Raw genomic sequence first — 25,564 nt, 5'->3', positions numbered from 1 at the left:
TCTTTCATGGTGTTTTTTATTGTTCCAATAATTTCATAATATCTTTTTTAAATATAGGGCCCATAGATTCAGAATATGTGTTTGAAATATGAGCTTTATCATGATAAATAATAATTCCCCCAATAATTGGTGAATATTTATTGTTAATCATAAAGTATTGTGTATAATCAACAAAATGAACATTGTGTGGAATGTTAACGTGTTGTTTCCATGGTGGAGTGTCAGATAATGATGGATACTTGTTCATTGCTTCTTTTGTTTGTTCTATACCATTTTTTTCTATCATTTCTGGTATACTAAATTTGAATCTAGGTGTATCTCTTGTAGCTAAAATATCAATATTTTTTTCATCGAACTTTTTAAAGTAATCAATCATTCCTTCTGAAATATAATCACTGTTATCATTCTTTGTAACAGTACCTAATGTAACAACTAAATCTGGATTGTATTCAATAATTTTATTAAAGGCATCTTTTTTCCAAACATTACATGTTGGATCTTCATCTTGTTCTGAAGTTAGACGACATCCTGATTTAGTGATATTTATGAGCCTAATATTTTCACTTTTTGCAAATGATTTAATTGCACCTAGGTGATGAGCTGTGTGCGAAGCACCTGCAAGAACTACAGTATATTTATATGTTTTAGTATCTCCATATTCACCTATTAACACTTCAGCTGCATCTACATTTTGGTTTACACCATCAAAATAACTAACAGGTCTATCATTGGGGGCTTTTGCTAGGTTAGGAATAAAATCGTCATAACTTTTATAGGTATCAGTTAAAACTGACTTTGCACCAAGATAATTATCATTTTTATTTGTGTGATTTTCGTTTAATTTAAAGTATGAAAATATTAAAAATATTATCATTGATATTATTGTTATAATAAATAAAATAATGAGATTTTTCTTACCATTAATAGAATTTCTATTTCTAATAGGTTTTTCAATATATTTAGTCATATAATAGCTCAGTATTATTGATAAAAATATGATGATAAAACCATGTAAAATAGGAACATTATTTCCCATTTTATAATGGTAAAAAGAAAGAATTACCCAGTGCCATAAGTATATACCAAAGGAAATACCACCTAATTTAACCATTATAGGATGACTCAGTAGATTTTCGACTCCAAATCTACTGTATTTATTTCCTGATATTAAAATAAAAGTTGTACAAATCATTGGGAATAGTGCAATATATCCAGGAAATTTTGATGATACTTCAAATATTATACCTGTACTAATAATACCTAGTAGTCCAATCCAACCTAAAATATTCCCGAAGTAATTATGTATATTAATTTTAGATAAATTCACACATAGTAATCCGCCTAATGCAAATTGCCAAACCCTAGCGAATGGATTGAAATATGCTACCGGCTGATTTACAGACGTTTGATATATTGAAAAGCAAAGTGACAAAATAAAAATAGATATTAATACTATATTTAATACTTTAACAAAATTATATTTATATTTATTATATGTAAAAAGTAAAATAGTAAATAAAAAGAACCAAAAGACATAGAATTGACCTTGAATTGACATCGCCCAAAAATGTTCAAATGGGGTTTTTACTTGTTCCGAATCAAGGTAATCTGTATTACTTAGTGCTAATTGCCAATTTTCAAAAAATAACAATGTGCTTATAGCTTCTTTCATGGTTTGTTTGATTAAAAAATCAGGTAATAAAATGATAGATAAAATGATAGTTGTTATAACTATTGTAGCTAACCCTGGGAATAACCTTTTAAATAAATTTGAAAAATATTGTTTACCATCGAATTCACCAAATTTATTAATTTTTGAGACTATAGATGTAGTAATAAGAAACCCAGAAATAATAAAGAAAACATCTACTCCTCCTGAAACTCTAGATAACCATATATGATAAATAGCAACAAGCAATGCAGCTATAATTCTTAATCCTTCTATTTCAGGTCTATATTTTTTCTCGATTTGTATTGTTTCTTTCATTAAAATCATCCTCAAATATATTTTACAAATAACTAAAGTATACATGATTTAGTTATAATTTTGAATGCATTATTTAAATTTATATATGAATTGCAGTTTAATTGGTATAATAAAATAAGTCGTGATAAACTATTGATTATTATTCAATGGGTAGGAGTAAGGAAAATGAGCACAAATAATTCAATAAATAACCAATACAAAGTGGTTGTAGATAATGTGAGTAAAACGTTTCCTGTGAACCAATCAAAAAGTGATAAGACGAAATCTTTTTTTAAGTTTTGGCAAAGTGAAGAAGAAAAGGTATATTATGCGCTGCGGAATATTTCATTCAAAGTTGAGCCAGGTGATAGCGTAGGTGTGGTTGGTTTAAATGGTGCGGGTAAGTCTACATTATCAAACTTACTAGCAGAAGCAACGCAGCCGACGACAGGTGATATTCAAATCAACGGCAAGAGTTCCTTAATCGCGATCTCAGCGGGGTTGAATAATGAATTGACTGGTGAAGAAAATATTTATATGAAATGCTTGATGCATGGTTTAACTGAAGATGAGATTAAAGATCGATATGAAGATATCGTAAATTTCTCAGAACTTGGCGATTTTATATATCAACCGATTAAGTCTTATTCTAGCGGAATGAGGTCACGCTTAGGCTTTGCGATTGCTGTTCATACTGATCCTGATGTATTAATTGTAGATGAGGCGTTATCAGTAGGTGATGATACGTTTAGTAATAAGTGTATTGAGCGAATGAAAGAATTCCAAAAAGAAGGTAAGACAATATTTTTCGTCAGTCATTCGATTGGTCAAATTAAAAAAATGTGTAATAAAGCATTATGGCTCCATTATGGAGAGTTAAGAGATTATGGTGACTGCACGCCTGTGATTGGATTATATGCGCGCTTTGTTAGAGGTTATAATAACAACCCGAAAGAGAAACAATTAAGGTATAAAAAAGCGATGACAGATGGTCAAATAGACGAACCTGTAAAAATTGATAAAAGTTTTAACAAGAATTCTTTGTTCAATGCAGTGCAAATATTTTTTTTTGTTATATTAACGTTTATAACTGTCTTATTACAGCTTGATGTGATTCACCTTTAATAGATTAATAGAATTTAGGGGGGATGATATGGTTGAAGATTTGAATCGTAATGATGTTGATGAAAAAGCAAAGTACCTTATGTTAGAGAAAGAATATTTACAGGAAATTATTGAATTGAAAGAGAAGAATGAGTTTTATAAAAATAAGGCAATAAAATTTGAAAAAGAAAATAACAAAATAAAGAAGGATCTAATGGTTAGAGTTTGGCTCAAAGTTAAACGAGTGTTAGGTAAAATTTTGAGAAAAATTAAAAGGTGAAGTTATGAATTACAGAAAAAGATTGAATGAGGTCAATGAAGCTTTAGAAAGACTATCGAGAGATGAGAATCTAGAAGATATCAATAATGATGAATTCTTATCAATAGACCAAAAGAAATTACCTAAAGGATTATCTCTAATTATTCCAGTCTATAAAGGCATAGGGTTATTGGATGGTCTGATTGATTGTTTAATCGAACAACAAATACAGTCTCAAAATGTCGAAGTCATATTTATTTTAAATGGTGATCAGTATTCTGTAGATGAAGATGAAGAATTCATTCGCACAAAGTGCCAGCAAGACGGCAATTTAGCAACGAGATACAAGGTGTTATTCAGCAATCCTGGTGCATCAACTGCGCGGAATGTTGGTATTGATTATGCTCATTATTCTCATGTGTCATTTCTAGATTGTGATGATTTCATTCATCGGAATTATATAAAAAGATCATTAGAATTAATTAATAAATGCAATGATGATACAATCATTATTACTCATATATATAACGTTGAGCAACAAAATAGATTAATGTATAGATTAAACAACGATGAAGGCCAAAATGTCATCCAAAAAGATATTCAGCGATTCGTAGGTCAAAAGACTACAGATTATTTATCATTATCAAAAGTATTGTCTATGAATGGCGCAAAGATTATTCCATTATCAATGATAAAATCTTCTAAATTAAGATTTCATGATGAACTAAATAGCGGTGAAGATGTTGTATTTATGATGGAGCTTGTTGTCAAAAATAAGCCGACATTATATATTTGTAACCGATCAGATGACCTAATTTATTATCGAGTGATCCAGGACCATTCAGTGAGTAGGAGAGAATTATCTTTTGAATTTAATGTAACAGAACGCCGAATGGTGATCCATAGACTTGGTAAATTATTGAACATAATAGATGATACCGATTTAAGATATTTCATCAAAAACCGTATGAATGCACAAGCTTCATTTATTAATGTCTACCTAAAAGAGAATCCAGAAGACAAACATCGGGTTATTACTGATGTTGAAGACTTAAAACAAGAGTATTTGCCATTTGAATATATTAATAAAGGTTTAGCAAATACTTTGTACATAGGATATTGTTTTCCTCCATTTGTTGATACAAGTGGAATTGTTCTTGCCAAGAGAATACGTGAACGAAAAGAAATCGTTGATGTCATAAGTCATGACATGTATAAAGTACGTGATATTGACTTTAACTTGAATAAAATTGCAAGACCCTATATTGCAAATCACATGATCTTAGAAGGTTCTACTTCATTCAGACAATGGGATGATATTGAAGGGTTTGTCAATCGAGGCTTGGCTAAAGTGAAACAAAATAAAAAGAAATATAAAAAGATCTACTCAAGAATTCTCTGGCCTGCAAGTCATTTTCTAGCATACATATTAAAAGAGCAACAAAAAAATATCATATGGAGCGCAGAATTTTCGGATCCAAGTTTATATGATACCGAGCATCATATAAGGTATTCAAAAGTGACAAATCAAAACTTCATAAAATCTCTCAAAAAAAATGTACCTCGTTCTTGGACAAGCTATATTGATGATAATATGTTTAATCTTGCAGAACTGATCGCATTTATTTATGCAGATCAATTAGTCTTTACGAATATTAATCAGAAAGAATTAATGCTAAATAGGATTAAGGAAAGTGATCTAAGACATAAAATCGAACAAAAATCTATAGTTCAAGGGCAGCCAATCACCGAAAAAGAGTTGTACTCAGTGAGTGATATACATTTCCCATTGGACAATGATTATGAGCATATTGCTTATTTCGGGGCGTTTTACAAAAATAGATCATTAGAGCAATTAATTAATAACATTTATGAACATAGAGCGTATTTGAATATTAATAAAAAAATTAAGCTACATGTATTTACAAATCAATCAGAACTTCATAGTTTAGACGAAGAAAATATCAACGGTATGCTTATAAGTATATATTCTTATAAAAATTATTTTGACTTTTTATCACTTTTAAAACAATTTAATCGATTAATCTTAACGGATACACTTACATCTGACTTTTATGATAAAAACCCTTATTTACCGAGTAAACTTAGTGACTATTTAAATTCAAACACAAAAATCATTGCATTTGTAGAACAAGGTAGTCCGTTAGACGAAATGAATGATCAACGTATTCAAAAAATAAAGATGAGGTCAAAATAAATTGATTTAAATATATTAATTGTGGGTATGATAATATTTAGTTATAATAGTATAAATCATTACAATAAAACTTAAGTAGTAATTAATTTATCAATTAAATAATTGCGAAAAAATATATAATATTTTAAGAAAGAATGGAGCAAATAAAATGAAATTAACAACAATCGGATTAGGATATATAGGTTTACCGACGTCAATCATGTTTGCAAAGCATGGTGTTGACGTATTAGGTGTAGATATTAATCAGAAAGCTGTCGATACATTGAATGGTGGACAGATTCATATTGAAGAGCCTGGTTTACAAGAGGCTTATGAAGAAGTGCTTGAAGCAGGTCGTTTTAAAGCATCTACGAAAGTAGAAGAAGCGGATGTTTATATTATCGCTGTGCCAACTCCAAATAAGGATGATGAGTATAAATCATGTGATATTTCAATGGTGATGGATGGTGTGAAATCAATTGTTCCGTTCTTAAAGGATGGCGATACAGTGATTGTAGAATCTACAATTGCACCGCGTACGATGGATGATCACGTGAAACCTTATTTAGAAGGTGAAGGGTTTGTTGCAGGAGAGAATATCTATTTAGTACATTGTCCTGAACGTGTATTACCAGGTCAAATCATGCATGAGTTAATCTATAACAACCGTATTATCGGTGGTGTAACGCCTGCATGTGTTGAAGCGGGTAAGAAAGTTTACGGAACATTCGTTCAAGGTGAGATGATTGAAACGAATGCGAAGACTGCTGAAATGAGTAAGTTGATGGAAAATACGTATCGTGATGTAAATATTGCTTTAGCAAATGAACTTGCAAAAATTTGTAATCGATTAGATATCAATGTTCATGATGTGATTGAAATGGCAAATAAGCATCCACGTGTGAACGTACATAAACCAGGTCCAGGTGTTGGAGGACATTGTTTAGCAGTAGATCCATACTTCATTATTGCTGAAGCGCCTGAAGAAGCGAAGTTAATTGCGTTAAGCCGTGAAATTAACAATTCAATGCCGGAGTATGTTGTAGAGAAGACGAAGGAAATGCTGAATGAAACAGACACGAATAAAGTGACGGTCTTCGGATTAACGTATAAAGGGGATGTCGATGATATTCGTGAATCACCAGCATTTGATATATATGAATTATTACGCAAAGAGCCGAATGTAGATGTAGTTGCGTATGACCCACATGTAAAGCTTGACTGGGTTGAACATGATGTTCATAAAGCGGTTGAAGATAGTTCACTCGTATTAATCTTAAGTGATCACTCACAATTCAAAGATTTAACAGATGAAGACTTCAAGACAATGAAGAATAAGATTATTTTTGATACGAAGAATATCGTTCAAAATGAATTGACTGACACGCAATATTATAACTTTGGCAATGTACAGAAGTTTACGAAATAACATAAGAAGTTATCTACAATATGTAACACACGATACATCGGATGTATTGTGTGTTCTTTTAATATACATAATATAAATGATTTAACCAACAGCAGGTCTGTTGTATACTATAAGAAATCGATACAGAAAATGAGGGACAATGATGAAAAAAGTCACACAATTTGTTTGGAATAACTTCAAAAATGATGCGAGGTTGCATAGAGAGTGTAGTGCATTAAGTGAAGTTGGATATGATGTACATATGGTAGCGCTCAAAGATCCGAAGTTTCCTGATTTACCTTCATTGGAAATAAGAAACAAAGATCAACAGAGTGAATACAATGTGCATCGAATTAATTTCTATCCTTGGTTATTAGAAGCGTATAGACAAGATAAGACGACATTCTTAATTGTTGTCGGTGGCGTGACGAGTGTGGTATCTGTCGCATTGTTCTACCGAAGCATCATGCTGTTATCGACATTTTTAATGTTGCTTATTGCAAGTGTTGCCTCATTTAAGAAGCGTTTCATTAGAAAGTGGTTCATCAATCTAGACCGTTCGATTCGTATGGCGTTTACTGGATATAAGATGAATGCTGATATTTATCAGTCAAATGACTTGAATACGTTAATTCAAGGGGTGATTTGTTCGAAGTTTAGACTAAAGCCTAGACCGTTAATTTATGACTCTCACGAAGTTCAAACCGATCGTACAGGTTATAACAAGAATATTGTTAAAGTGATGGAGTCTAACTTACTACGGTTTGTCGATGTAATGATGGTTGAAAACCATACGCGTGCTGCACATAACGAGGAACTGTATGGATTCTATCCGTATACGCTCTATAATTACTCTGAGTATTACAATATTGAAGATAAAGAAGCGATTGATATCCATGCTGAAGTTGGAATTGATGAAGATGAGAAGATCTTGTTATACCAAGGGGGTCTTCAAGCCGGTCGTGGATTGCATAATTTGATCAATGCAATGCCGTACGTTGATGAGGGGATACTTGTCTTTATCGGAGATGGTAAGTTAAAGGATGAGTTAAAGCAACAAGTTGTTGATATGGGATTACAACAGAAGGTTAAATTTATCGGACGGGTTGATTATAAAGATTTAGCACGATATACGAAGAATGCGTATGTTGGATTTCAAGTGTTACAAAATATATGCTTCAACCATTACTCTGCCTCAAGTAATAAGTTATTTGAGTACTTAATGGCAGATGTCCCTGTCATTGCAAGTGATTTACCGGAAATCCGTAAAGTGTTCAATCAATATAATGTTGGTGAACTTGTAAATCCTGATGATCCACAGTCGATTGCTCAGGCGATTAATAAGATTGTTCAAGATGAAACAATGCACGCAAGTTATGTTGAAGGGGCGAAACAAGCAAAGCATGTGTACAATTGGAACAATGAGAAAGAGAAGTTATATGATGTGTATCGTCATGCTGAAGATGTACACGTTAAGTCATTCATCAGTGCACTACAATAAGTAGTGCACTGTTTTATTATGTAATTAACAATATTACAATTGTAAATTTAACGTAAAAATCAAATAAAAAATACAAAAGGTGCAACGAAATTTGCTATACTAGTTGAAGTGCAAATTAGACAAGTGTATGATAAATACGAATGATTGAAATTTGATTAAAATAACAAAATGTATGTGTTATAAGCTATTTTGGAGGAATGAACATGACAGAGACGATTAATATTGAGCAATTGTGGCAAATTTTAAAGAAAAACTTGCTCATGATTTTATCATTAGCCGCAGTATTTGCAATTGGATCAGCGTTAATTACATATTTTTTGATTACGCCTAAGTACCAAGCATCTACTCAAATCTTAGTAAATCAAAAAGAACAACAAGGACAAATACAAGTCCAAGAGGTACAAACAAACTTACAATTGATTAATACATATAATGAAATTATTAAAACGCCAGCAATTTTAGATAAAGTGATTGATAACTTAAAATTAGAAGGTGAGTCAGCAGACTTAGCATCTAAAGTGAATGTCACGAACCAACAACAATCACAAGTCATTAATGTAACGGTGACAGATGTGGAACAAGCTGAAGCGGTTAAGATTGTTAATGAAATTTCAAAGGTTTTTCAAGATGAAATTGAAAACATTATGAACGTTGACAACGTATCAATCTTAACGAAAGCGGAAAAAAGTGAGAACCCAACACCAGTCAGTCCGAAACCACTTGTGAATATTGCTATTGCATTTATTCTTGGGGCGTTATTAGGGCTTGCCATCGCATTCTTAAGAGAATTTTTAGATAAGAGTGTTAAGAATGAAGAGGATGTTGCTCAACATATTGGATTGCCAGTGCTTGGAAGTATTCCGGCATTTAAACAAAAATAAGTAATTAAAAAAACTCATTTGAAATTGAACTTTCGAAATTAAGACAAAGATTCTACTGAATTTATGTAAAAGGGGCATGTTTATGTTATCGAGAAGCAATAAGAAATCAAAAAAGAATAATAATAGTAAGCGTCAGCTCATTACTCATACAGAACCGAAATCACCAATCAGTGAACAATATCGTACGATCCGTACGAACTTAAGTTACTCATCGGTAGATAAGAAGATGCAAGTCATCTTAATTACGAGTGCAGACCCATCAGCAGGGAAGTCAACGACAGCTGCAAATATTGCCGTTGCGTATAGTCAGTCAGGTAATCGTACATTACTCATTGACGGTGACATGCGTAAACCAACGGTGCATCATACATTCGAATTGCCGAATCAACAAGGATTATCGAATGCGATCGTTAATGATGAAATGAGTGTATACTCAATGATTCATGAAAGTATGATCCCAAGTCTCTATGTCTTAACAGCAGGACCTGTTCCACCAAACCCAAGTGAATTGATTGCGTCACAAAAAATGGAACATATGATTGAAGAATTTCGCACAGAGTTTGATACGATCATTATCGATACACCACCAGTTCTTGCGGTAACAGATGCGACTGTATTTTCAAATTATACAGATGGGACGCTGATGGTCATCAATGCCCAAGATAATAACCGTAATAGTATTAATAAAGCGAAGAATAATTTAGAGAAAGCGAATGCGAACATTCTTGGAATTATTATGAATAATGTGAAGAATAAAGCAAGCGATGATTATTATTACTATAAATATTATGGATAAACCGAATAGGGGAAACCCTGCTCGGTTTTTTCTGTAAATATTACATTAAAATATGATGGAAATAGTAATGATAAGTTAATATAAATCATTTGAATGGTATAATATGTAATGCATCTGGGGTAAATAATCTATTAAACAAAGGGGAGATATAAATGATTGATATACATAACCACCTTGTAATTGGTGTCGATGACGGTGCAGCAACAGAAGAAGATGCAATAAACCTGATGAAACAGGCGGTATCACAAGGAATTAAAGGGATTATCGCGACACCACATCACCGAGTATTTGATTGGTATACAGAAGCAGAAGATGTAAGAAGATATGTCAATGCGTTGAATCAAGTTGCAGAAAAAAACCAAATCGACATCACAATCTATCCAGGCCAAGAGATTCATGCGTATGGAGAAGTGTTAGATAATATTCAATCTGGACTAGATATGGGATTGAATGATAGTAAGTACTTATTGATTGAACTACCAAGTGCAGAAGTGCCATTCTATATTGATCAATTGTTCTACAATATTCAAATGAAAGGGTATATCCCAGTCATTGCCCACCCAGAGCGAAATAAAGAGATTTCACAAAGACCTTCAAAATTAACTGACCTTGTTGAGAAGGGCGCATTGGCACAAATTACAGCAGGGAGTATTACCGGAGTACAAGGTGAACGGATTCAGAAGTTATCGATAGAGATGCTAAGAACGAACCATGCACATTTTGTTGCGAGTGATGCCCATCATGTAGAGCGTAGACCGTTTCTAATGAGAGAGGCATTAGATGTATTAAAGCAAGAAGGATTGCATGATGTAGTTGATAGAGTGTTATACAATGCAGAACAAGTAATTCAAAACGGGACGATCAGAACATTGCCGGTTGAACAGATGAGTGAAGCAGTGTCTAATCGTAAGAAGAAGAAAAAGAAGCGATTTGGGTTGTTTTAAAAGAGATAGGTCATGTAATGGTTAAGAGATTATTTTTTCTATTCATATTACCAATATCACTCTAAAATTTCTTTGCTTATTAGAAAGTGTGAAATTTGGTAATGAAGATTAAATGACCATTGATTACAATTATAGCAATGTTAAGTAAATGAGTTTACTTTGTCTTTACGAAAATGTAACATTATAGGCTCACTTTGAGTGATATAATTAAGGTTAGTTTAGTAGTATGTCATATTTTAAACTGAATCGTTTAAAGTATTATTGGACTGTGAAGGAAGGGATTCAATGAATGCGAAACAAAGATACATATTATTATTAATCATTGACTCTATAATCGTAACGTTATCGGTATTTATCTGTTACTACATTTTAGAGCCATTTTTTGAAGGGTATAGTACGAAGCTCCTTATTACGACAAGCATTGTCTTATTAATCAGTCATCATATCTTCGGTTATCTATTTAACCTTTATCATCGTGCATGGGAGTATGCGAGTATCAAAGAACTCATCGCGATTGTTAAAGGTGTAACGGCAAGTGTACTTGTAACAACACTGATCATTAGCATAATGAATGGATACATATTTGCACGTCTTATGATAATTACATGGATGATGCACTTAATACTCATTGGTGGATCAAGAATTAGTTGGAGAGTGGTCAGAAGTTACGTCTTCAATAAGAAGGAAGACTTGATTCCTACCCTTGTTGTCGGAGCAGGACGCGGAGGTAACTTACTGATTAGTCAAATGAACACAACACCAGCACTAGGCATGAAGCCCGTGATCGCTGTTGATGATGATGAAGACAAACGAAATATAGAGTTATCCCAAGGCGTAAGAGTAAGAGGGACAACTAAAGATATCGAATCACTTGTAAATCGATATGATATAAAGAAAGTGGTTATTGCGATACCTAGTCTTGAAAAGAAGAAGCTTAACGCCATCTACGAAGATGCAAACAAGACAGGAGCAGAAGTGCTTATTATGCCGAATATCGATGACATTATGGCCGGCAAATTGGAAGTATCACAGCTGAAGCGAGTTGAAGTAGAAGACTTACTCGGACGAGATCCAATAGAATTGGATGATGAAGGCATTGCTGAGCAATTAGAAGGCAATACAATTCTCGTCACCGGCGCAGGCGGATCAATTGGGTCAGAGATATGTCGACAAGTCGTGAAGTATAACCCTAGTCGATTAGTCATTCTAGGCCATGGAGAGAATTCGATTTATTTAATCAACGAAGAATTGAATAATCGACTGTTAGGTAGTGTCGAGATTATTCCAGTCATCGCAGATGTTCAAGATCGCGACAGAATGTTTGAACAACTTGATAAGTATAAGCCGGAAGTTGTATACCACGCCGCAGCACATAAGCATGTGCCATTGATGGAAGCGAACCCAACAGAAGCGGTGAAGAATAATATTCTTGGAACGAAGAATACAGCAGAAGCGGCAATTGCAGCAGGAACGAAGAAGTTCGTACTCGTATCAACGGATAAGGCAGTGAACCCACCAAATGTAATGGGAGCAACGAAGCGAGTAGCTGAGATGGTCATCCAAGCGTTGGATAAAGAAAGTGAATATACAAGGCTTGTGGCAGTGAGATTTGGCAATGTCCTTGGATCAAGAGGATCTGTTATACCGAAGTTTAAGCAGCAAATCGAAGCGGGAGGACCTGTGACTGTGACGCATCCGGATATGACGCGTTACTTTATGACAATCCCTGAAGCATCGAGGTTGGTCATTCAAGCCGGAGCACTTGCGAATGGTGGAGAAATCTTTGTACTTGATATGGGAGAACCAGTAAAGATTGTCGATCTCGCGAAGAACTTGATAAGATTGTCGGGGTATAAGGAAGAAGAGATAGGGATTGAATATAGTGGTATTCGCCCTGGAGAGAAATTGTTTGAAGAGTTATTGAACGAAGATGAAATACACCCTGACCAGATATATCCGAAGATATATATTGGGAAGGCGAGTGAAGTTGAGTTGGATGAGATAAATAAGTTAATTCCTAAATTATTTAGTAACAATGAATTAAAAAATATATTACTTAATTTTATTGAACAGAAACCTAAGGAGGATTTAACATGAAATTTGGAATCGTTGGTTGTGGATTCATTGCAAAAAAACACGCTAAAGCATTATCAAACATAGAAGGTGCCGAATTTGTAGCTGTATGTGACAAAGTCGAAGATATGATGAAGCCGTATAAAGAAGAGTATGGAGTTGAAACTTATACCGAGTTAACTGATATGCTTCAATCAGATATTGACGTTGTATCTATTTGTACACCATCAGGGTTTCACGCTCCATTGGCACTTGAGATAGCGAAAGCAGGTAAGCATATTATTGTAGAAAAGCCGATGGCGATGAAATTAGAAGATACAGAACAAATGATTAATGCGGCAAAAGAAAATAACGTTAAGTTACAAGTAGTTCATCCGAATCGATTCAGACCTGTTGTCATTGAATTGAAGAAATTATTAGATAGTAATAAATTAGGTAAGATTTCACATGCAAACTGTATTGTAAACTGGAATCGAAACCAAGAATATTATGATCAAGCACCATGGAGAGGAACGAAGGAACATGATGGTGGTGTATTGATGAATCAAGCAATACATAATTTAGACTTGTTGTTATGGTTTATGGGAGAGCCGAAGGAAGTATTTAGTATGGAAGCAACACGTTTAAGAGATATCGAAGCTGAAGATGTATCATGTGGAACAGTTCGATTTGTAGATGGATCATTAGCAAGTGTTCAAGCTTCAACAACTGTATATCCTAAGAACTATGAGGAGTCAATTACAATCTTTGGAGAACATGGGACAGTAAAAATTGGTGGCCCAAATGCGTTGTATTTTGAACACTTGGAGTATGAAGGCATGGACGAGAGTGAAGTTGAACAAATGAAAGAAAGAATTCAAGAAGATCCATGGGGTACACCAGGACATCAAAGAATTATCGAAGATATGATTGAAGCAATTGAAGAGGATAGAGAGCCGCTTGTACCTGGTCCTCAAGGTGAAAATCCGTTGAAATTAGTACTTAAAATGTACGAATCGGCAGAAAATGGGAAAATTGTTCAGTGGTAGTTTTTTAACACGAAAAATAAACGATAAAAGTTTAAACCTCAATAAAGACTGATTATTGAAGTTTACTTTCTATAATGAATTAATATATATAACCTTAGATTGGAGATATAATTATGAAAAAACAATTAATCGAAAAACTACAAAATAAAACCGCGACAATCGGTGTTCTAGGCCTAGGATATGTTGGATTACCATTAGCTGTTGAGAAAGCGAAAGCAGGTTACAATGTAATCGGATTTGACGTACAAGATGAAAAAGTCAATAAAGTTAACGCAGGTGATAATTATATTGGTGATGTCATTCCCGCTGATTTAGAAGCATTGGTTAAAGATGGAAAATTAACAGCAACTACTAACTTTGAAGAATTAGCAAATGTTGATGCCGTTGCGATTTGTGTTCCGACACCAATCGATATTTATAAACAACCAAATATGAAATATGTACAAGCAAGTGCTGAATCAATTGCTGAATACATGACTGAGGGAACTTTAGTAGTACTTGAAAGTACAACTTATCCTGGCACAACAGAAGAAATTGTGAAAGTTGCAATCGAGAATAAAGGATTTAAAGTTGGAGAAAATGTGTTTGTAGCATATTCACCAGAACGTGTAGATCCAGGGAATAAACAATTTAAAACAAAGAATACACCTAAAGTCGTTGGAGGTATTACACCTAATTGTACTGAAGTTGCATCGACATTATACCGTAATGTGTTAGAAGGTGATATTCATGAAGTATCTTCTCCAAGTGTAGCAGAGATGGAGAAATTATTAGAAAATACGTTTAGAAATATTAATATCGCTTTGGCTAATGAAATGGCTATGTTATGTGAAAAAATGAATATAGATGTATGGGAAGTAGTTGATGCAGCTGCAACTAAACCATATGGATTTATGCCATTCTATCCAGGACCTGGTTTAGGCGGTCATTGTATTCCGATTGACCCTTGGTACTTAACGTATAAAGCTCGTGAATATAATATTCATACGAAGTTGATTCAAACTGCAGGAGAAATTAATGACTCTATGCCTGAGTATGTAGTTAATCGTATGATGCAGTTGTTGAATAAGCATAAGAAGCCATTAGCAGGTTCTAAAGTGCTAGTGTTAGGTGTAGCGTATAAGAAAGATATAGATGATTATCGTGAAAGTCCTATTTTACCGATTATGAATTTATTGACTGAAGCGGAAGCAGAGTGGGAAGCAGTTGATCCGTATATCCCTGAGTTTAAATTGAATGGTGAGATGATAAAGACGGTTGAGTTGAGTGAGGATAAGTTGAAAGAATCGGATATTGTATTAATTGCGACTAATCATAGTGATTTTGATTTTGAATATATAGTAGGAAACGCTTCTCTTATTTTAGATACTAGAAATTCAATAAAAGAAACAAATAGAAAGTTATATAAATTATAATGCTTATGATGTATCTACTTCTATTAATTAATATAATTGTTTTAATTTTGTTCAGAAAAAAAATAATTACTATATTAGGGATTTTCTTTGTTGGAAATATAATTTTTAATAATTTAGGATGGCTATTAGCATTTTACTTAAAAGATAAGGTTTATGTTTTACAAGGTAATGAAGATTTATTAATTAATATTATAGATGATATATATATATTGAATTTTATACTTATATTTTTATTAGTTATTCATCCAAAGACAAAGCTGTCAATGGATAAACTACAAGATTATTTACTTAAGGTAGTATCTAAAGATAATTTCTTTATTAGTTTAATTACTTATTCAACTGTGGTTGTTTGCTTAATATTTATGATTATTATTGATTTACAAAGTGCACCATTGTTTAATATTGGTCAATACACGTTTAGTGAAATGCAACATTATAGAAAGGAAATATTTAATACTCCTTTATTACAAAGTTTGAGTGTTGTTAGATCTTTAATTTTATATATGATTACTCCACTCCTTTTTCTTAAAAAGGGTTTAGGTGTAAAACATAATTTTTTTATTGATATTGTATTAATTACATTTTCCTTACTTACACTATCAAAAACCGCCTTTATACTTATACTGTTTTTTTATTGGATGGGAAAAATGCTTTCTAACTTTTCTTTTAAATATGTTTTATATCTAATAGTATCTGTAAGTACTGCATTTTATTTAATAGTGTATTTAACATATTATGTAGATGTACAAAGAGATTTTTATTCGGTTATTGAGGTATTAGTTATTAGATTATTAGCATCACCAATAGCACTTTGTGCACTATACGCTGAACTTTTCTCATTTAATGATGGGTTTAGAAGTTCTCAATATTATACTATATTATTTGGTGGTCAAGCGGCACAAATACCTATTATTGCAATGCAACATATAGATGTAAACTCTAGAGGCAATGCTCCTGCTGGTATCATTGGCTCAGCTTATCCAAACATACCTTTATTATTACATTGGGGATATTATTTAAGTTTTTCAACTTTAATTTATATCATATCGATAATTGGAAATAATATTAAGAGTATTATACTTGGGTACCTGATTATTCCCCTTTATGGGATATTAACTTGGTTTTTATATTTAACAGAACCTTTAGTAGCTTTGAATAGTTACGGCATTTTATACTTATCTATTCTTATAATAATAATATTTTTATTTCAACCAAAAAGGAGAACGATTGATGGATTTAAAAGAAAAAGTGAAATATGAGATACTACACCCTGAAAATTGGAGAGATCCATATGATACTGAAAAATTTAATAATAGATATGTAAGGGGGGTAATTAAAAGATTTTTAAATTATTATCCTAACATCTTATATAAATTTAAAATTCTAAAATCTCATTCGTGGGATGAGAATTATATTTTATTGGGTATTGCAGCTTTAAACTTACAAATGGAAGAGGAAGTGGATAAAGTTCTTAATATACTAACAAAGAAAAAACAGTGGGGTTTACCTATTGTATGGCATTCTCGAAAATATAAGTTCCCAATTGATTCTCTAATGTCTACAACAACTTCTGAATGTATTTTATTTTTATGTGAGGTAGCTAGACATTATCCAAATAAATTGGAGAAAAGTTATTTGAAACAAGTAGGTCATAATTTGCTAAATACATTAAATAAAGTTTATATAAATAAAACAGAATATATATATAGTTATACTAAATATGATAATTATAATGTTATAAATTCTAATTTACTAGTAGCAGCAGCCTTAAGAGAGTTATACAAAATCACCAATGAATCACTATTTTTTAAAGAAAGTAAGTATATTGAAAAAGTCATTATAAAACAAATTCCTAAAAAAGGATTTATACCTTATTTTGTTAGTGGGAATGAACAGAGTGCAGATTCCTATCATCAGTTGTTTTGTATGAGGTCATTATATATATTAGAAAATAATAATTACGAAAATACTTGTGAATATTTCGAAGATAATTTCATTAATCAACACGGAGTATTGTTCAAGGTAAATCACAATGTTTATGATTTACAAGGGTTAAGTGAATCTTTAAGATATTATGGAATCACTAAAAATACCGAAATGTTTCATTCTATGAAAAGTCTCTTATCAAATTATAAAAAGAATGATAATTATATACAAAAGTTTAAAATAAAAAATAATAAATTAAGAAAATATAATAGTCTATATTCAAGACAAGGATATCATAGATTATTATGTGCACTAAGCTATGAAAAATAAATTTAAAAAAGATGTTATCTTAACAATATTGATTCAAGGCTTAATTGCGGTATCAAATCTCTGTATTTTGTTTCTAATCACAAGAAATTTTGGTACCGAGGACTATGGAGATTTTTATTTAATAAAAAGGATGAGCGATTTATTCTGGGTTACTTTACTATTTGGCCTAACTGTTAGTGTGCCTAGAAATATTTATAAAGTGAAATATTTTGAAAATATATTAATAGTATCGCTTAGTATAACTTTAATTTCATCAATTTTAGTAGTTATATTCCCGAATAAAATACTTAACTTTTTTATTAGTGAGAACAGTTATATTTTTCAATTTAAAATATTGATAATATCGCAAATAATATTTGGAATTACTAATGCAATTTTTCGTGGTTTAGAAAAATTTATTGTATTTAATATTTTGAATGTCATCAATTTTATTATATCTCCACTTTTTGCATTTACTATTTCAGACAATATAGGAGAGTATATATATAACTTAGCAGTTGTTTCTTTAACAATAAATTTAATGATATCATTAAGTATAATTTCGATTTTCTTTTTAAAAAATAGAAATTTTAACTTTAATTTATTTGATATAAAATATATTGTATTATATGGTTTTAAAAGACTACCAGGTTTGTTAATAGCATCTTTTATATTCACGTTACCAATTTTTGTTATAGATAATTTTAATATCGATGAATTTAAGGGATATGTGAGTCAGATTTTTCAATTTTACTCATTTATTTTACTTCCTATTAATACTTTAGGGACTTTATTACTTCCAAAAATATCAAAAACTGTACATCTAAATAATAAAAAGGAATATACAGTTTTTAAGGAAAAATTAATTTATATGTATATTACTATTGTATCAATGGGTTTTATAATGTGCCTTTTTATACCTTTGATTTTAAATATTATCAATTTTAATTTTAATTTTTCATTTAGTATAATAATGATAATATTAGGAATTATTCCTCTATCAATTTATAATTTATTACGTAATCCAATTGATGCAATTACAGAGAAACCTTGGACATCATATATAGTTATTTGCTCATTTTTGATATCGATTATACTGTTGGTATTTATGAGTTACTTAAACTTTGAAAAAACGATTATTATTTCAATCTTCATTTTATCACTTTATAGTTTATTAGGGTTATTTTCAATTATTGTTTTCAATATGATTAATAGGAGGTTCCTCGATGATACTTCATATTTCAACCGCCCATAATCCATTGGACATAAGAATTTATAGAAAAGAAGTTTGTAGTTTGTTAGATAATGGTTTTAAGGTGCGGTATTTAGTACCGTGTAATGATAAGACAATTTTAAATGAAGATCATATTACAATTAAAAAAAGTCATAGTAGAATTAAAAGAATGATTGTTGATAATTGGCTGTTATTTAAAAAAATAAAAAAATTAAAGCCAAAAATTATTCATTTTCATGATCCTGAGTTTTTAATATACGGCTATATTTTAAAAAAATATTACAAAATGCATGTTATATATGATGCTCATGAAGATCTTCCAAGAGCAATTTTATCTAAACACTATATTCATAAATATATAAGAAAATTAGTTAGTTTTATAGCTGAAAATATTGAGAATTATATAAGTAAAAGACTAAGTTTTATTATTACAGCTACTCCATTTATAGAACAAAGATTTAAAAAACTTAATAAAAATACAATATGTATTAATAACTATCCTTTACTCAATGAATTAAATAACCCTGAAAATATGAGTAAAGAAAGGATAGTGTGTTATGTAGGTGGATTATCAGAAGTTAGAGGTAGTAAAGTATTAACGAAAGTTTCTAATTTATTAGATGATATAGAAATACATGTTGCAGGTAATGTCAGGGATATAGATAAAAAAAATAATTTGAAATTACTCGGAAATCTAGAAAGAAATCAAGTTGGAAAATTAATGAGCAAAAGTATCGCTGGACTAGTAACTTTTTTACCTGAACCTAATCACATTAACGCACGTCCAAATAAAATGTTTGAGTACATGTCAGCTGGATTACCAGTAATATGTTCAAATTTCACAGAATGGAAAGAATTGGTTGACGAATACAATGTTGGTATAACTGTTAATCCAGTGCATGAAAATGAAATTGTAAGTGCAATTAATTATTTGGCAAATAATCAAGAAATTGCTTCAAAAATGGGGGAAAACGGTAGGAAAGCAATTGAGAATGTATTCAATTGGGAAAGTGAAAGTTTAAAACTGATTAATATTTATGAAAATCTATGTAAGGAGGATTTATAATGAAAGTACAAATGTTAGATTTAGGTGAACAGTATCAAGGGATTAAAGAAGAAGTATTGCAGAATTTGGATGAGGTTATGTCTTCATCTCGATTTATTTTAGGTGATAATGTTAAAAAACTTGAAGCAGATGTTGCGAAAATGAGCAATTGTGATTTTGGAATTGGTGTTGGTAATGGTTCAGATGCTATTCATATTGCTCTTCAAGCAGCTGGTGTAGAAGAAGGTCATGAAGTGATTACAACGCCGTTCACTTTCTTTGCGACAGGTGGAGCGATTGCTCGTGCTAATGCTAAGCCAGTATTTGTTGATATTGACCCTGAAACATTTAATATTGATCCCTATAAAATTGAAGAAGCTATTACTGATAAAACTAAAGCGATTATTCCAGTTCATTTATATGGTCAAATGGCTGATATGGAAGCAATTATGAAAATTGCAGAGAAACATAATTTAGCTGTGGTTGAAGATGCTGCCCAAGCGATTGGATCTTCTGCAAATGGTAAGCAAGTTGGAGAACTTGGTACTGCTGCTACATATTCATTTTTCCCTACAAAGAACTTAGGCGCATATGGTGATGGGGGGATGATTGTGACAAACCATTCAGAAATTGATGAAATGTCAAAAATTATCCGAGTACATGGTTCTAAGCCGAAGTATTACCACAAAGTGCTTGGCTATAACAGTCGTTTAGATGAGTTACAAGCGGCTGTGCTAAATGTTAAATTCAAACATTTAGAAAGTTATTCTGAAGCACGACGTGAGCGCGCCGCATACTATACTGAGCAACTAAATGCTAAAGTATCAGAATATGTTAAGACACCTACAATTAAAGAAGGTTATCATCACGTATTCCATCAGTATACTTTACGTGTTGAAAAAAGAGACGAACTCAAACAATTTTTAGCAGATAATGATATTGCATCGATGATATATTATCCAGTACCATTACACTTACAACCTGTATTTGAACATTTAGGATATAAAGAAGGAGATTTCCCTGAAACTGAAAAAGCAACTAAAGAAGCAATCTCATTGCCAATGTGGCCTGAATTACCTAGAGAAAAGCAGGACTATGTAATCGAAAAGATAGTTGAATTTTATAATAAGTAATCGGAGGGGCTTATGAAAATATTAACAGTTGCAGGAACTCGTCCACAATTAGTTAAAATTGCTGCAGTTTCTAGAAAGTTAAGAAAAGAATTTGAGGAAATATTAATCAATACTGGCCAGCATTATGACTACAATATGAATGGTGTTTTCTTTGATGAATTAAATATTCCAAAACCTGATTATAATTTAGGAGTAGGTTCTGGTCCTCACGGAAAACAGACTGGCGAAATGATGATTAAATTAGAAGAAATCTTTGAAAAGGAACAACCAGATGTTGTCCTTGTATATGGAGATACGAATTCTACTTTAGCTGGGGCATTAGTGGCTAGTAAAAGACTCGTACCTTTAATTCATATTGAAGCGGGATTACGTAGTTTTAATAAAGATATGCCTGAAGAACAAAATAGAATATTAACAGATCATTTATCTGATTTATTACTTATTCCTAGTGAAAATGCAAAATCTAATCTTTCAAAAGAAGGTATTGAGAAAGGTGTTTTCAATGTAGGAGATGTGATGATGGATGCTGTACTTTATAATATCAAACTTGCTGAAGAAAAATATTCATTATCTGATTTTGAATTAGAAAAAAGTGAATATATATTAGGTACGATTCATAGAGCAGAAAATACTAATAATCCAGATAAATTAAAAGCAATTTTGAACTCATTCGCTGAACTTGAAAAGGAAGTATTTTTACCTTTACATCCAAGAACGAATAAATTGATTAAAGAATATGGATTTGATGAAATAGTGAAAATATCAAATAATATCAGAATTGTTGAGCCTATCTCATATTTGGAAATGTTATTGGTAGAAAAAAATGCATATGCAATTGTAACTGATTCTGGTGGAGTTCAAAAAGAAGCATATTTTGCCCAAGTACCTTGTCTAACTTTACGTAATCAAACTGAATGGACTGAAACAATTGATCTTGGATGGAACAAATTAATTGATCCATTGAATAATAATTTAGCCGATGAGTTAAAAACAATTCGTCCAGGTCAAGAAATATTTGATGCGTATGGGAATGGACATGCTGCTGATAAAATTATCGATAAAATTAAGGAATACTATATAATGTGAAAATCTTAATAGCCAGTCCTAGGACTGGCTATTAATTGCTATAAATTAGTTATAATACATATAATAAGATTAAGGAGTGATAAATTTGAGTATTCAAAAAGGTCAAAATGTCGTTATAGGTCAAAATGTTGAGTTTGGAGATAATGTTATTATTGGAAATAATGTCACTATCTATGATGATACTAAAATAGGATCAAATGTAATTATTATGGATAATGCGGTAATTGGAAAAAAACCAACTCGTGCAAAATCATCCATTATGCCTGAAGTAAAAGATTTCCCTCCGTGTGAGCTAGGTGATGGAGTAACGATTGGGACATCTGCAATTATCTATGTGAATGCAAAGATTGCAAATGATGTGTTTGTTGCTGATTTAGCAACTGTTCGTGAAAAAGTTACGGTTGGAGAAGGAACTATTGTAGGTCGTGGAGTTGCTATTGAAAATGAATGTACAGTAGGTAAGAAGTGTAAACTTGAAACGAACTGTTATATTACTGCATATTCTACAATAGAAGATTATGTTTTTATCGCACCATGTGTCGTGACGACAAATGATAATTACATGGCAAGAGATAAAGAAAGATATAATCATTTCAAAGGAACGACTGTGAAAACAGGTGGGCGTATTGGAGCAAATGCAACAATTTTACCAGGTAAAGTGATTCATGAAGATGGTACTGTTGCTGCAGGTAGTATCGTATCACGAGATGTCGAAAAAGAAAGCTTAGTAGTTGGAACACCCGCTAAAGAAGTTAGCAAAGTAGCAGATAAACAACTTTTAAGGAATCAGGAGTAATGATATGGAAATATGGATTTTTAATCATTACGCTATTGGTCCTAAATCTGGTGGTGGAACTAGGCATTACGATTTAGCTAAGTACTTAGTTAAACAAGGTCATAAAGTGAAAATTTTCGCCTCATCATTTAATCATCAAACTCGTAAAGAGGAACATTTATATAATGAGGAACAATTCAAAAAAGAAATTCATGATGGTGTAGAGTTTATTTGGATTAAAACTTATGAATATGAAGGTAATGATTATAAAAGAGTATTGAATATGTTAACATATTTTAAAAATGCTCATAATATTTCAAAAAAGATATATGGTCAGCCTGATCTTGTGATTGGTAGTTTAGTACATCCGTTAGCAGCGGTTTTAGGATATATTGTTGCAAAACGTAAGAATAGTTTATTCTATTTTGAGGAACGAGATTTATGGCCTCAGTCTTTAATTGACTTAGGTAAGCTTACTAAAAATAATCCTGTTATATATGCTTTGTATGCAGTTGAAAAATTTTTATTTAAAAAAGCAGATAGAATTATTGTTTTATTTGAAAATGCCAAAGGTTACGTCGAATCAAAAGGAATTAATTCAGATAAAATTATTTATTTGCCTAATGGTATCGATCCTAAAAGATTATCTGATAAAAATGAAGAGCTTCCGATTGAACTGACGAATTATTTTGAACAAAACAAAAATAAAACTATTGTGATATATACTGGAACACACGGATTAGCCAATAATTTAGATGAAATTTTAAATGCATCCAAAATAACAAGTGATCAATTTTCTTTTTTACTCATTGGAGATGGACCTAATAAATCTAAATTAATTGACAGAGTAAGTGATGAAGATATTAAAAATGTTTATTTAGCTGATTCAGTGAATAAAAGTCTTATACCGACGATTTTATCTAGAGCAGATATAGGATTATTGCCATTAAAAGAATCTCCAGTATTTAAATGGGGAATTAGTCCTAATAAATTATTTGATTATATGTCCAATAAACTACCAGTTATTTTACTATGTGATATCGATGATTCTCCGCTTCAAAAAGCGGATTCTGGATATGTTATTCGTGAAAATTACAGCGAAAATTTAGCCAAGACTTTGAATAATATGAATGTCAATGAACTGAAATCTCTTGGTGAGAAAGGATATCAGTTTGTTATGGAAAATCATAATTGGGAAATAAACTCCTCAAAACTTATAAAGTATATAGAGGAAGATTTGAATAAGTAAGGTGGTTTATATGAAACGAATCTTTGATATTTCATCATCATCATTAGGATTGATATTAACAGCACCAATCATTCTAGGTACTGCAATTGTCGTTAAGAAAAAAATAGGTAATCCTATTCTATTCAAACAAATACGACCTGGTCAACATGGTAAGCCGTTTGAACTGTATAAATTTAGAACGATGACAAATGAAACGAATGAAAATGGTGAATTATTACCAGATGATCAAAGATTGACATCAACAGGTCAATTTTTAAGAAAATATTCTTTAGATGAATTACCACAGTTAATTAACGTCATTAAAGGGGATATTTCATTAGTCGGTCCAAGACCACTTTTAATGGAATATAACGAATTATACAATGACGAACAGCGTCGTCGTTTGGAAGTTAAACCTGGGATTACCGGTTGGGCTCAAGTGAATGGTCGTAATGCGATTTCATGGGAAGAGAAGTTTAAGTTAGATGTTTGGTATGTTGATAATCAATCGTTCATGTTAGATATGTATATATTATATTTAACATTTATTAAAGTTTTTAAGAGTGAAGGGATTAACCAAGAAGGACAAGTGACGATGGAGAAGTTTAAAGGGTCTGTTGTAGATGGTTAAGTCTATTGTCATGATTGGTAATGGTGGTCATGCTAAAGTCATTAAAGATATGATTCAGCGTAATTCAGAGCTTGAATTGGTGGGAATTCTTGATGGTAATATCGAAGAATATCATGTGAGAGAAGATATATTTTATGATCATACTGATCAAATTTTGAAATATATTGAGTATCAATTTATTATCGCAATCGGTAATAACTATGTTAGGAAACGTATTGTAGATCAATTTAATTTATCTGATGATCGATTTGCTGCGGTTATTGATCCGAGTGCCATTGTATCTGATAGTGTTATCATAGGACCAGGTACTGTTATAATGCCTAACGTTGTCATTAATTCATCTAGTACAATTGGGGCACATAGCATAATCAATACAGGAGCTATTATTGAGCATGATAATAGGATAGATGATTATGTTCATATCTCGCCTGCAGCAACATTAGCTGGAACTGTGTCAGTTGGTTCGTTGACACATATTGGGTCGAATGCAACGGTGATTCCCAATCAAACAATCGGTTCAAAAAGTATCGTTGGAGCAGGTGCGGTTGTCGTTCAGAATTTATCAGATAAGGTCGTTGCGGTTGGTAACCCTGCTCAAGTGATTAAAAATATAGATTAGGAGACG

Annotated in this window: 22 protein-coding genes; 21 read left to right on the top strand and 1 reads right to left on the bottom strand. The window is 31.7% G+C overall.

What is annotated here, in order from left to right; all coding sequences use genetic code 11:
* Positions 1 to 16: 16 nt before the first annotated feature.
* A complete protein-coding gene (locus EDD62_RS04705; RefSeq protein WP_077139967.1) occupies positions 17 to 1,987 on the bottom strand; it encodes an acyltransferase family protein in 1,971 nt (656 codons plus the stop codon).
* A 165-nt stretch (positions 1,988 to 2,152) separates the two neighbouring features.
* Between EDD62_RS04705 and EDD62_RS04700 the strand changes: the two genes are divergently transcribed.
* The 21 genes from EDD62_RS04700 (at position 2,153) to EDD62_RS04600 (ending at position 25,558) form a co-directional block, all read left to right on the top strand.
* Positions 2,153 to 3,091, top strand: coding sequence for an ABC transporter ATP-binding protein (locus EDD62_RS04700; protein ID WP_123807727.1), 939 nt, complete (start codon positions 2,153 to 2,155; stop codon positions 3,089 to 3,091).
* Positions 3,092 to 3,119: 28 nt separating this feature from the next.
* The gene (locus tag EDD62_RS04695; protein ID WP_077139969.1) at positions 3,120 to 3,350 is read left to right on the top strand and encodes a hypothetical protein; all 231 of its coding nucleotides are present in this window, start codon (positions 3,120 to 3,122) and stop codon (positions 3,348 to 3,350) included.
* Between the two features lie 4 nt (positions 3,351 to 3,354).
* On the top strand, positions 3,355 to 5,547 hold the full coding sequence (locus EDD62_RS04690; protein ID WP_077139970.1) for a glycosyltransferase family 2 protein: 2,193 nt from the start codon (positions 3,355 to 3,357) through the stop codon (positions 5,545 to 5,547).
* 148 nt (positions 5,548 to 5,695) lie between these two features.
* Entirely contained in the window at positions 5,696 to 6,955 is a 1,260-nt protein-coding gene (locus tag EDD62_RS04685; RefSeq protein ID WP_123807726.1) for a nucleotide sugar dehydrogenase, read from the top strand.
* Between the two features lie 142 nt (positions 6,956 to 7,097).
* Positions 7,098 to 8,435, top strand: coding sequence for a glycosyltransferase (locus tag EDD62_RS04680; protein ID WP_123807725.1), 1,338 nt, complete (start codon positions 7,098 to 7,100; stop codon positions 8,433 to 8,435).
* A gap of 203 nt (positions 8,436 to 8,638) precedes the next feature.
* On the top strand, positions 8,639 to 9,316 hold the full coding sequence (locus EDD62_RS04675) for a YveK family protein (protein ID WP_123807724.1): 678 nt from the start codon (positions 8,639 to 8,641) through the stop codon (positions 9,314 to 9,316).
* Between the two features lie 82 nt (positions 9,317 to 9,398).
* Positions 9,399 to 10,112, top strand: coding sequence for a CpsD/CapB family tyrosine-protein kinase (locus EDD62_RS04670; protein WP_123807723.1), 714 nt, complete (start codon positions 9,399 to 9,401; stop codon positions 10,110 to 10,112).
* A gap of 152 nt (positions 10,113 to 10,264) precedes the next feature.
* Positions 10,265 to 11,056 carry a tyrosine-protein phosphatase gene (locus EDD62_RS04665; protein WP_123807722.1) on the top strand — a complete coding sequence of 264 codons (792 nt, stop codon included), beginning with the start codon at positions 10,265 to 10,267 and terminating at the stop codon, positions 11,054 to 11,056.
* Positions 11,057 to 11,341: 285 nt separating this feature from the next.
* A complete protein-coding gene (locus EDD62_RS04660) occupies positions 11,342 to 13,153 on the top strand; it encodes a polysaccharide biosynthesis protein (RefSeq protein ID WP_123807721.1) in 1,812 nt (603 codons plus the stop codon).
* A complete protein-coding gene (locus EDD62_RS04655; protein WP_123807720.1) occupies positions 13,150 to 14,157 on the top strand; it encodes a Gfo/Idh/MocA family protein in 1,008 nt (335 codons plus the stop codon). The genes EDD62_RS04660 and EDD62_RS04655 overlap by 4 nt, the downstream gene beginning before the upstream one ends.
* Positions 14,158 to 14,270: 113 nt before the next feature.
* Positions 14,271 to 15,572, top strand: a complete 1,302-nt coding sequence (locus tag EDD62_RS04650) for a nucleotide sugar dehydrogenase (RefSeq protein WP_414731050.1) — start codon at positions 14,271 to 14,273, stop codon at positions 15,570 to 15,572.
* A gap of 47 nt (positions 15,573 to 15,619) precedes the next feature.
* Positions 15,620 to 16,831, top strand: a complete 1,212-nt coding sequence (locus EDD62_RS04645) for a hypothetical protein (RefSeq protein ID WP_123807718.1) — start codon at positions 15,620 to 15,622, stop codon at positions 16,829 to 16,831.
* Entirely contained in the window at positions 16,803 to 17,828 is a 1,026-nt protein-coding gene (locus EDD62_RS04640) for a hypothetical protein (RefSeq protein WP_123807717.1), read from the top strand. Before EDD62_RS04645 ends, EDD62_RS04640 begins: the two co-directional genes overlap by 29 nt.
* Positions 17,818 to 19,062 carry an oligosaccharide flippase family protein gene (locus EDD62_RS04635; RefSeq protein WP_123807716.1) on the top strand — a complete coding sequence of 415 codons (1,245 nt, stop codon included), beginning with the start codon at positions 17,818 to 17,820 and terminating at the stop codon, positions 19,060 to 19,062. The genes EDD62_RS04640 and EDD62_RS04635 overlap by 11 nt, the downstream gene beginning before the upstream one ends.
* Positions 19,034 to 20,107 carry a glycosyltransferase gene (locus EDD62_RS04630; RefSeq protein ID WP_123807715.1) on the top strand — a complete coding sequence of 358 codons (1,074 nt, stop codon included), beginning with the start codon at positions 19,034 to 19,036 and terminating at the stop codon, positions 20,105 to 20,107. The genes EDD62_RS04635 and EDD62_RS04630 overlap by 29 nt, the downstream gene beginning before the upstream one ends.
* Positions 20,107 to 21,219, top strand: a complete 1,113-nt coding sequence (locus tag EDD62_RS04625) for a DegT/DnrJ/EryC1/StrS family aminotransferase (RefSeq protein ID WP_123807714.1) — start codon at positions 20,107 to 20,109, stop codon at positions 21,217 to 21,219. Before EDD62_RS04630 ends, EDD62_RS04625 begins: the two co-directional genes overlap by 1 nt.
* 12 nt (positions 21,220 to 21,231) lie before the next feature.
* On the top strand, positions 21,232 to 22,305 hold the full coding sequence (gene wecB, locus EDD62_RS04620; protein WP_123807713.1) for a non-hydrolyzing UDP-N-acetylglucosamine 2-epimerase: 1,074 nt from the start codon (positions 21,232 to 21,234) through the stop codon (positions 22,303 to 22,305).
* A 91-nt stretch (positions 22,306 to 22,396) separates the two neighbouring features.
* The gene (locus EDD62_RS04615) at positions 22,397 to 23,101 is read left to right on the top strand and encodes an acyltransferase (protein WP_414731056.1); all 705 of its coding nucleotides are present in this window, start codon (positions 22,397 to 22,399) and stop codon (positions 23,099 to 23,101) included.
* A 4-nt stretch (positions 23,102 to 23,105) separates the two neighbouring features.
* Positions 23,106 to 24,329, top strand: coding sequence for a glycosyltransferase family 4 protein (locus EDD62_RS04610; RefSeq protein ID WP_123807712.1), 1,224 nt, complete (start codon positions 23,106 to 23,108; stop codon positions 24,327 to 24,329).
* 10 nt (positions 24,330 to 24,339) lie between these two features.
* Complete coding sequence (locus tag EDD62_RS04605) at positions 24,340 to 24,939, top strand: sugar transferase (RefSeq protein ID WP_123807711.1); 600 nt, start codon at positions 24,340 to 24,342, stop codon at positions 24,937 to 24,939.
* A complete protein-coding gene (locus EDD62_RS04600; RefSeq protein ID WP_123807710.1) occupies positions 24,932 to 25,558 on the top strand; it encodes an acetyltransferase in 627 nt (208 codons plus the stop codon). Before EDD62_RS04605 ends, EDD62_RS04600 begins: the two co-directional genes overlap by 8 nt.
* Positions 25,559 to 25,564: the final 6 nt, after the last annotated feature.

The organism is Abyssicoccus albus (genome assembly GCF_003815035.1).
Classification (GTDB): Bacteria; Bacillota; Bacilli; order Staphylococcales; family Abyssicoccaceae; genus Abyssicoccus; species Abyssicoccus albus.
The sequence above is the reverse complement of the archived record's forward strand: the minus strand, read 5'-3'. Positions and strand labels throughout refer to the sequence as shown.

Coding starts and splice junctions, on each gene's coding strand:
- EDD62_RS04705 (WP_077139967.1), bottom strand. CDS start 1,987: ATGAAAGAAACAATACAAATCGAGAAAAAATATAGACCTGAAATAGAA.
- EDD62_RS04700 (WP_123807727.1), top strand. CDS start 2,153: ATGAGCACAAATAATTCAATAAATAACCAATACAAAGTGGTTGTAGAT.
- EDD62_RS04695 (WP_077139969.1), top strand. CDS start 3,120: ATGGTTGAAGATTTGAATCGTAATGATGTTGATGAAAAAGCAAAGTAC.
- EDD62_RS04690 (WP_077139970.1), top strand. CDS start 3,355: ATGAATTACAGAAAAAGATTGAATGAGGTCAATGAAGCTTTAGAAAGA.
- EDD62_RS04685 (WP_123807726.1), top strand. CDS start 5,696: ATGAAATTAACAACAATCGGATTAGGATATATAGGTTTACCGACGTCA.
- EDD62_RS04680 (WP_123807725.1), top strand. CDS start 7,098: ATGAAAAAAGTCACACAATTTGTTTGGAATAACTTCAAAAATGATGCG.
- EDD62_RS04675 (WP_123807724.1), top strand. CDS start 8,639: ATGACAGAGACGATTAATATTGAGCAATTGTGGCAAATTTTAAAGAAA.
- EDD62_RS04670 (WP_123807723.1), top strand. CDS start 9,399: ATGTTATCGAGAAGCAATAAGAAATCAAAAAAGAATAATAATAGTAAG.
- EDD62_RS04665 (WP_123807722.1), top strand. CDS start 10,265: ATGATTGATATACATAACCACCTTGTAATTGGTGTCGATGACGGTGCA.
- EDD62_RS04660 (WP_123807721.1), top strand. CDS start 11,342: ATGAATGCGAAACAAAGATACATATTATTATTAATCATTGACTCTATA.
- EDD62_RS04655 (WP_123807720.1), top strand. CDS start 13,150: ATGAAATTTGGAATCGTTGGTTGTGGATTCATTGCAAAAAAACACGCT.
- EDD62_RS04650 (WP_414731050.1), top strand. CDS start 14,271: ATGAAAAAACAATTAATCGAAAAACTACAAAATAAAACCGCGACAATC.
- EDD62_RS04640 (WP_123807717.1), top strand. CDS start 16,803: ATGGATTTAAAAGAAAAAGTGAAATATGAGATACTACACCCTGAAAAT.
- EDD62_RS04635 (WP_123807716.1), top strand. CDS start 17,818: ATGAAAAATAAATTTAAAAAAGATGTTATCTTAACAATATTGATTCAA.
- EDD62_RS04630 (WP_123807715.1), top strand. CDS start 19,034: ATGATACTTCATATTTCAACCGCCCATAATCCATTGGACATAAGAATT.
- EDD62_RS04625 (WP_123807714.1), top strand. CDS start 20,107: ATGAAAGTACAAATGTTAGATTTAGGTGAACAGTATCAAGGGATTAAA.
- wecB (WP_123807713.1), top strand. CDS start 21,232: ATGAAAATATTAACAGTTGCAGGAACTCGTCCACAATTAGTTAAAATT.
- EDD62_RS04610 (WP_123807712.1), top strand. CDS start 23,106: ATGGAAATATGGATTTTTAATCATTACGCTATTGGTCCTAAATCTGGT.
- EDD62_RS04605 (WP_123807711.1), top strand. CDS start 24,340: ATGAAACGAATCTTTGATATTTCATCATCATCATTAGGATTGATATTA.
- EDD62_RS04600 (WP_123807710.1), top strand. CDS start 24,932: ATGGTTAAGTCTATTGTCATGATTGGTAATGGTGGTCATGCTAAAGTC.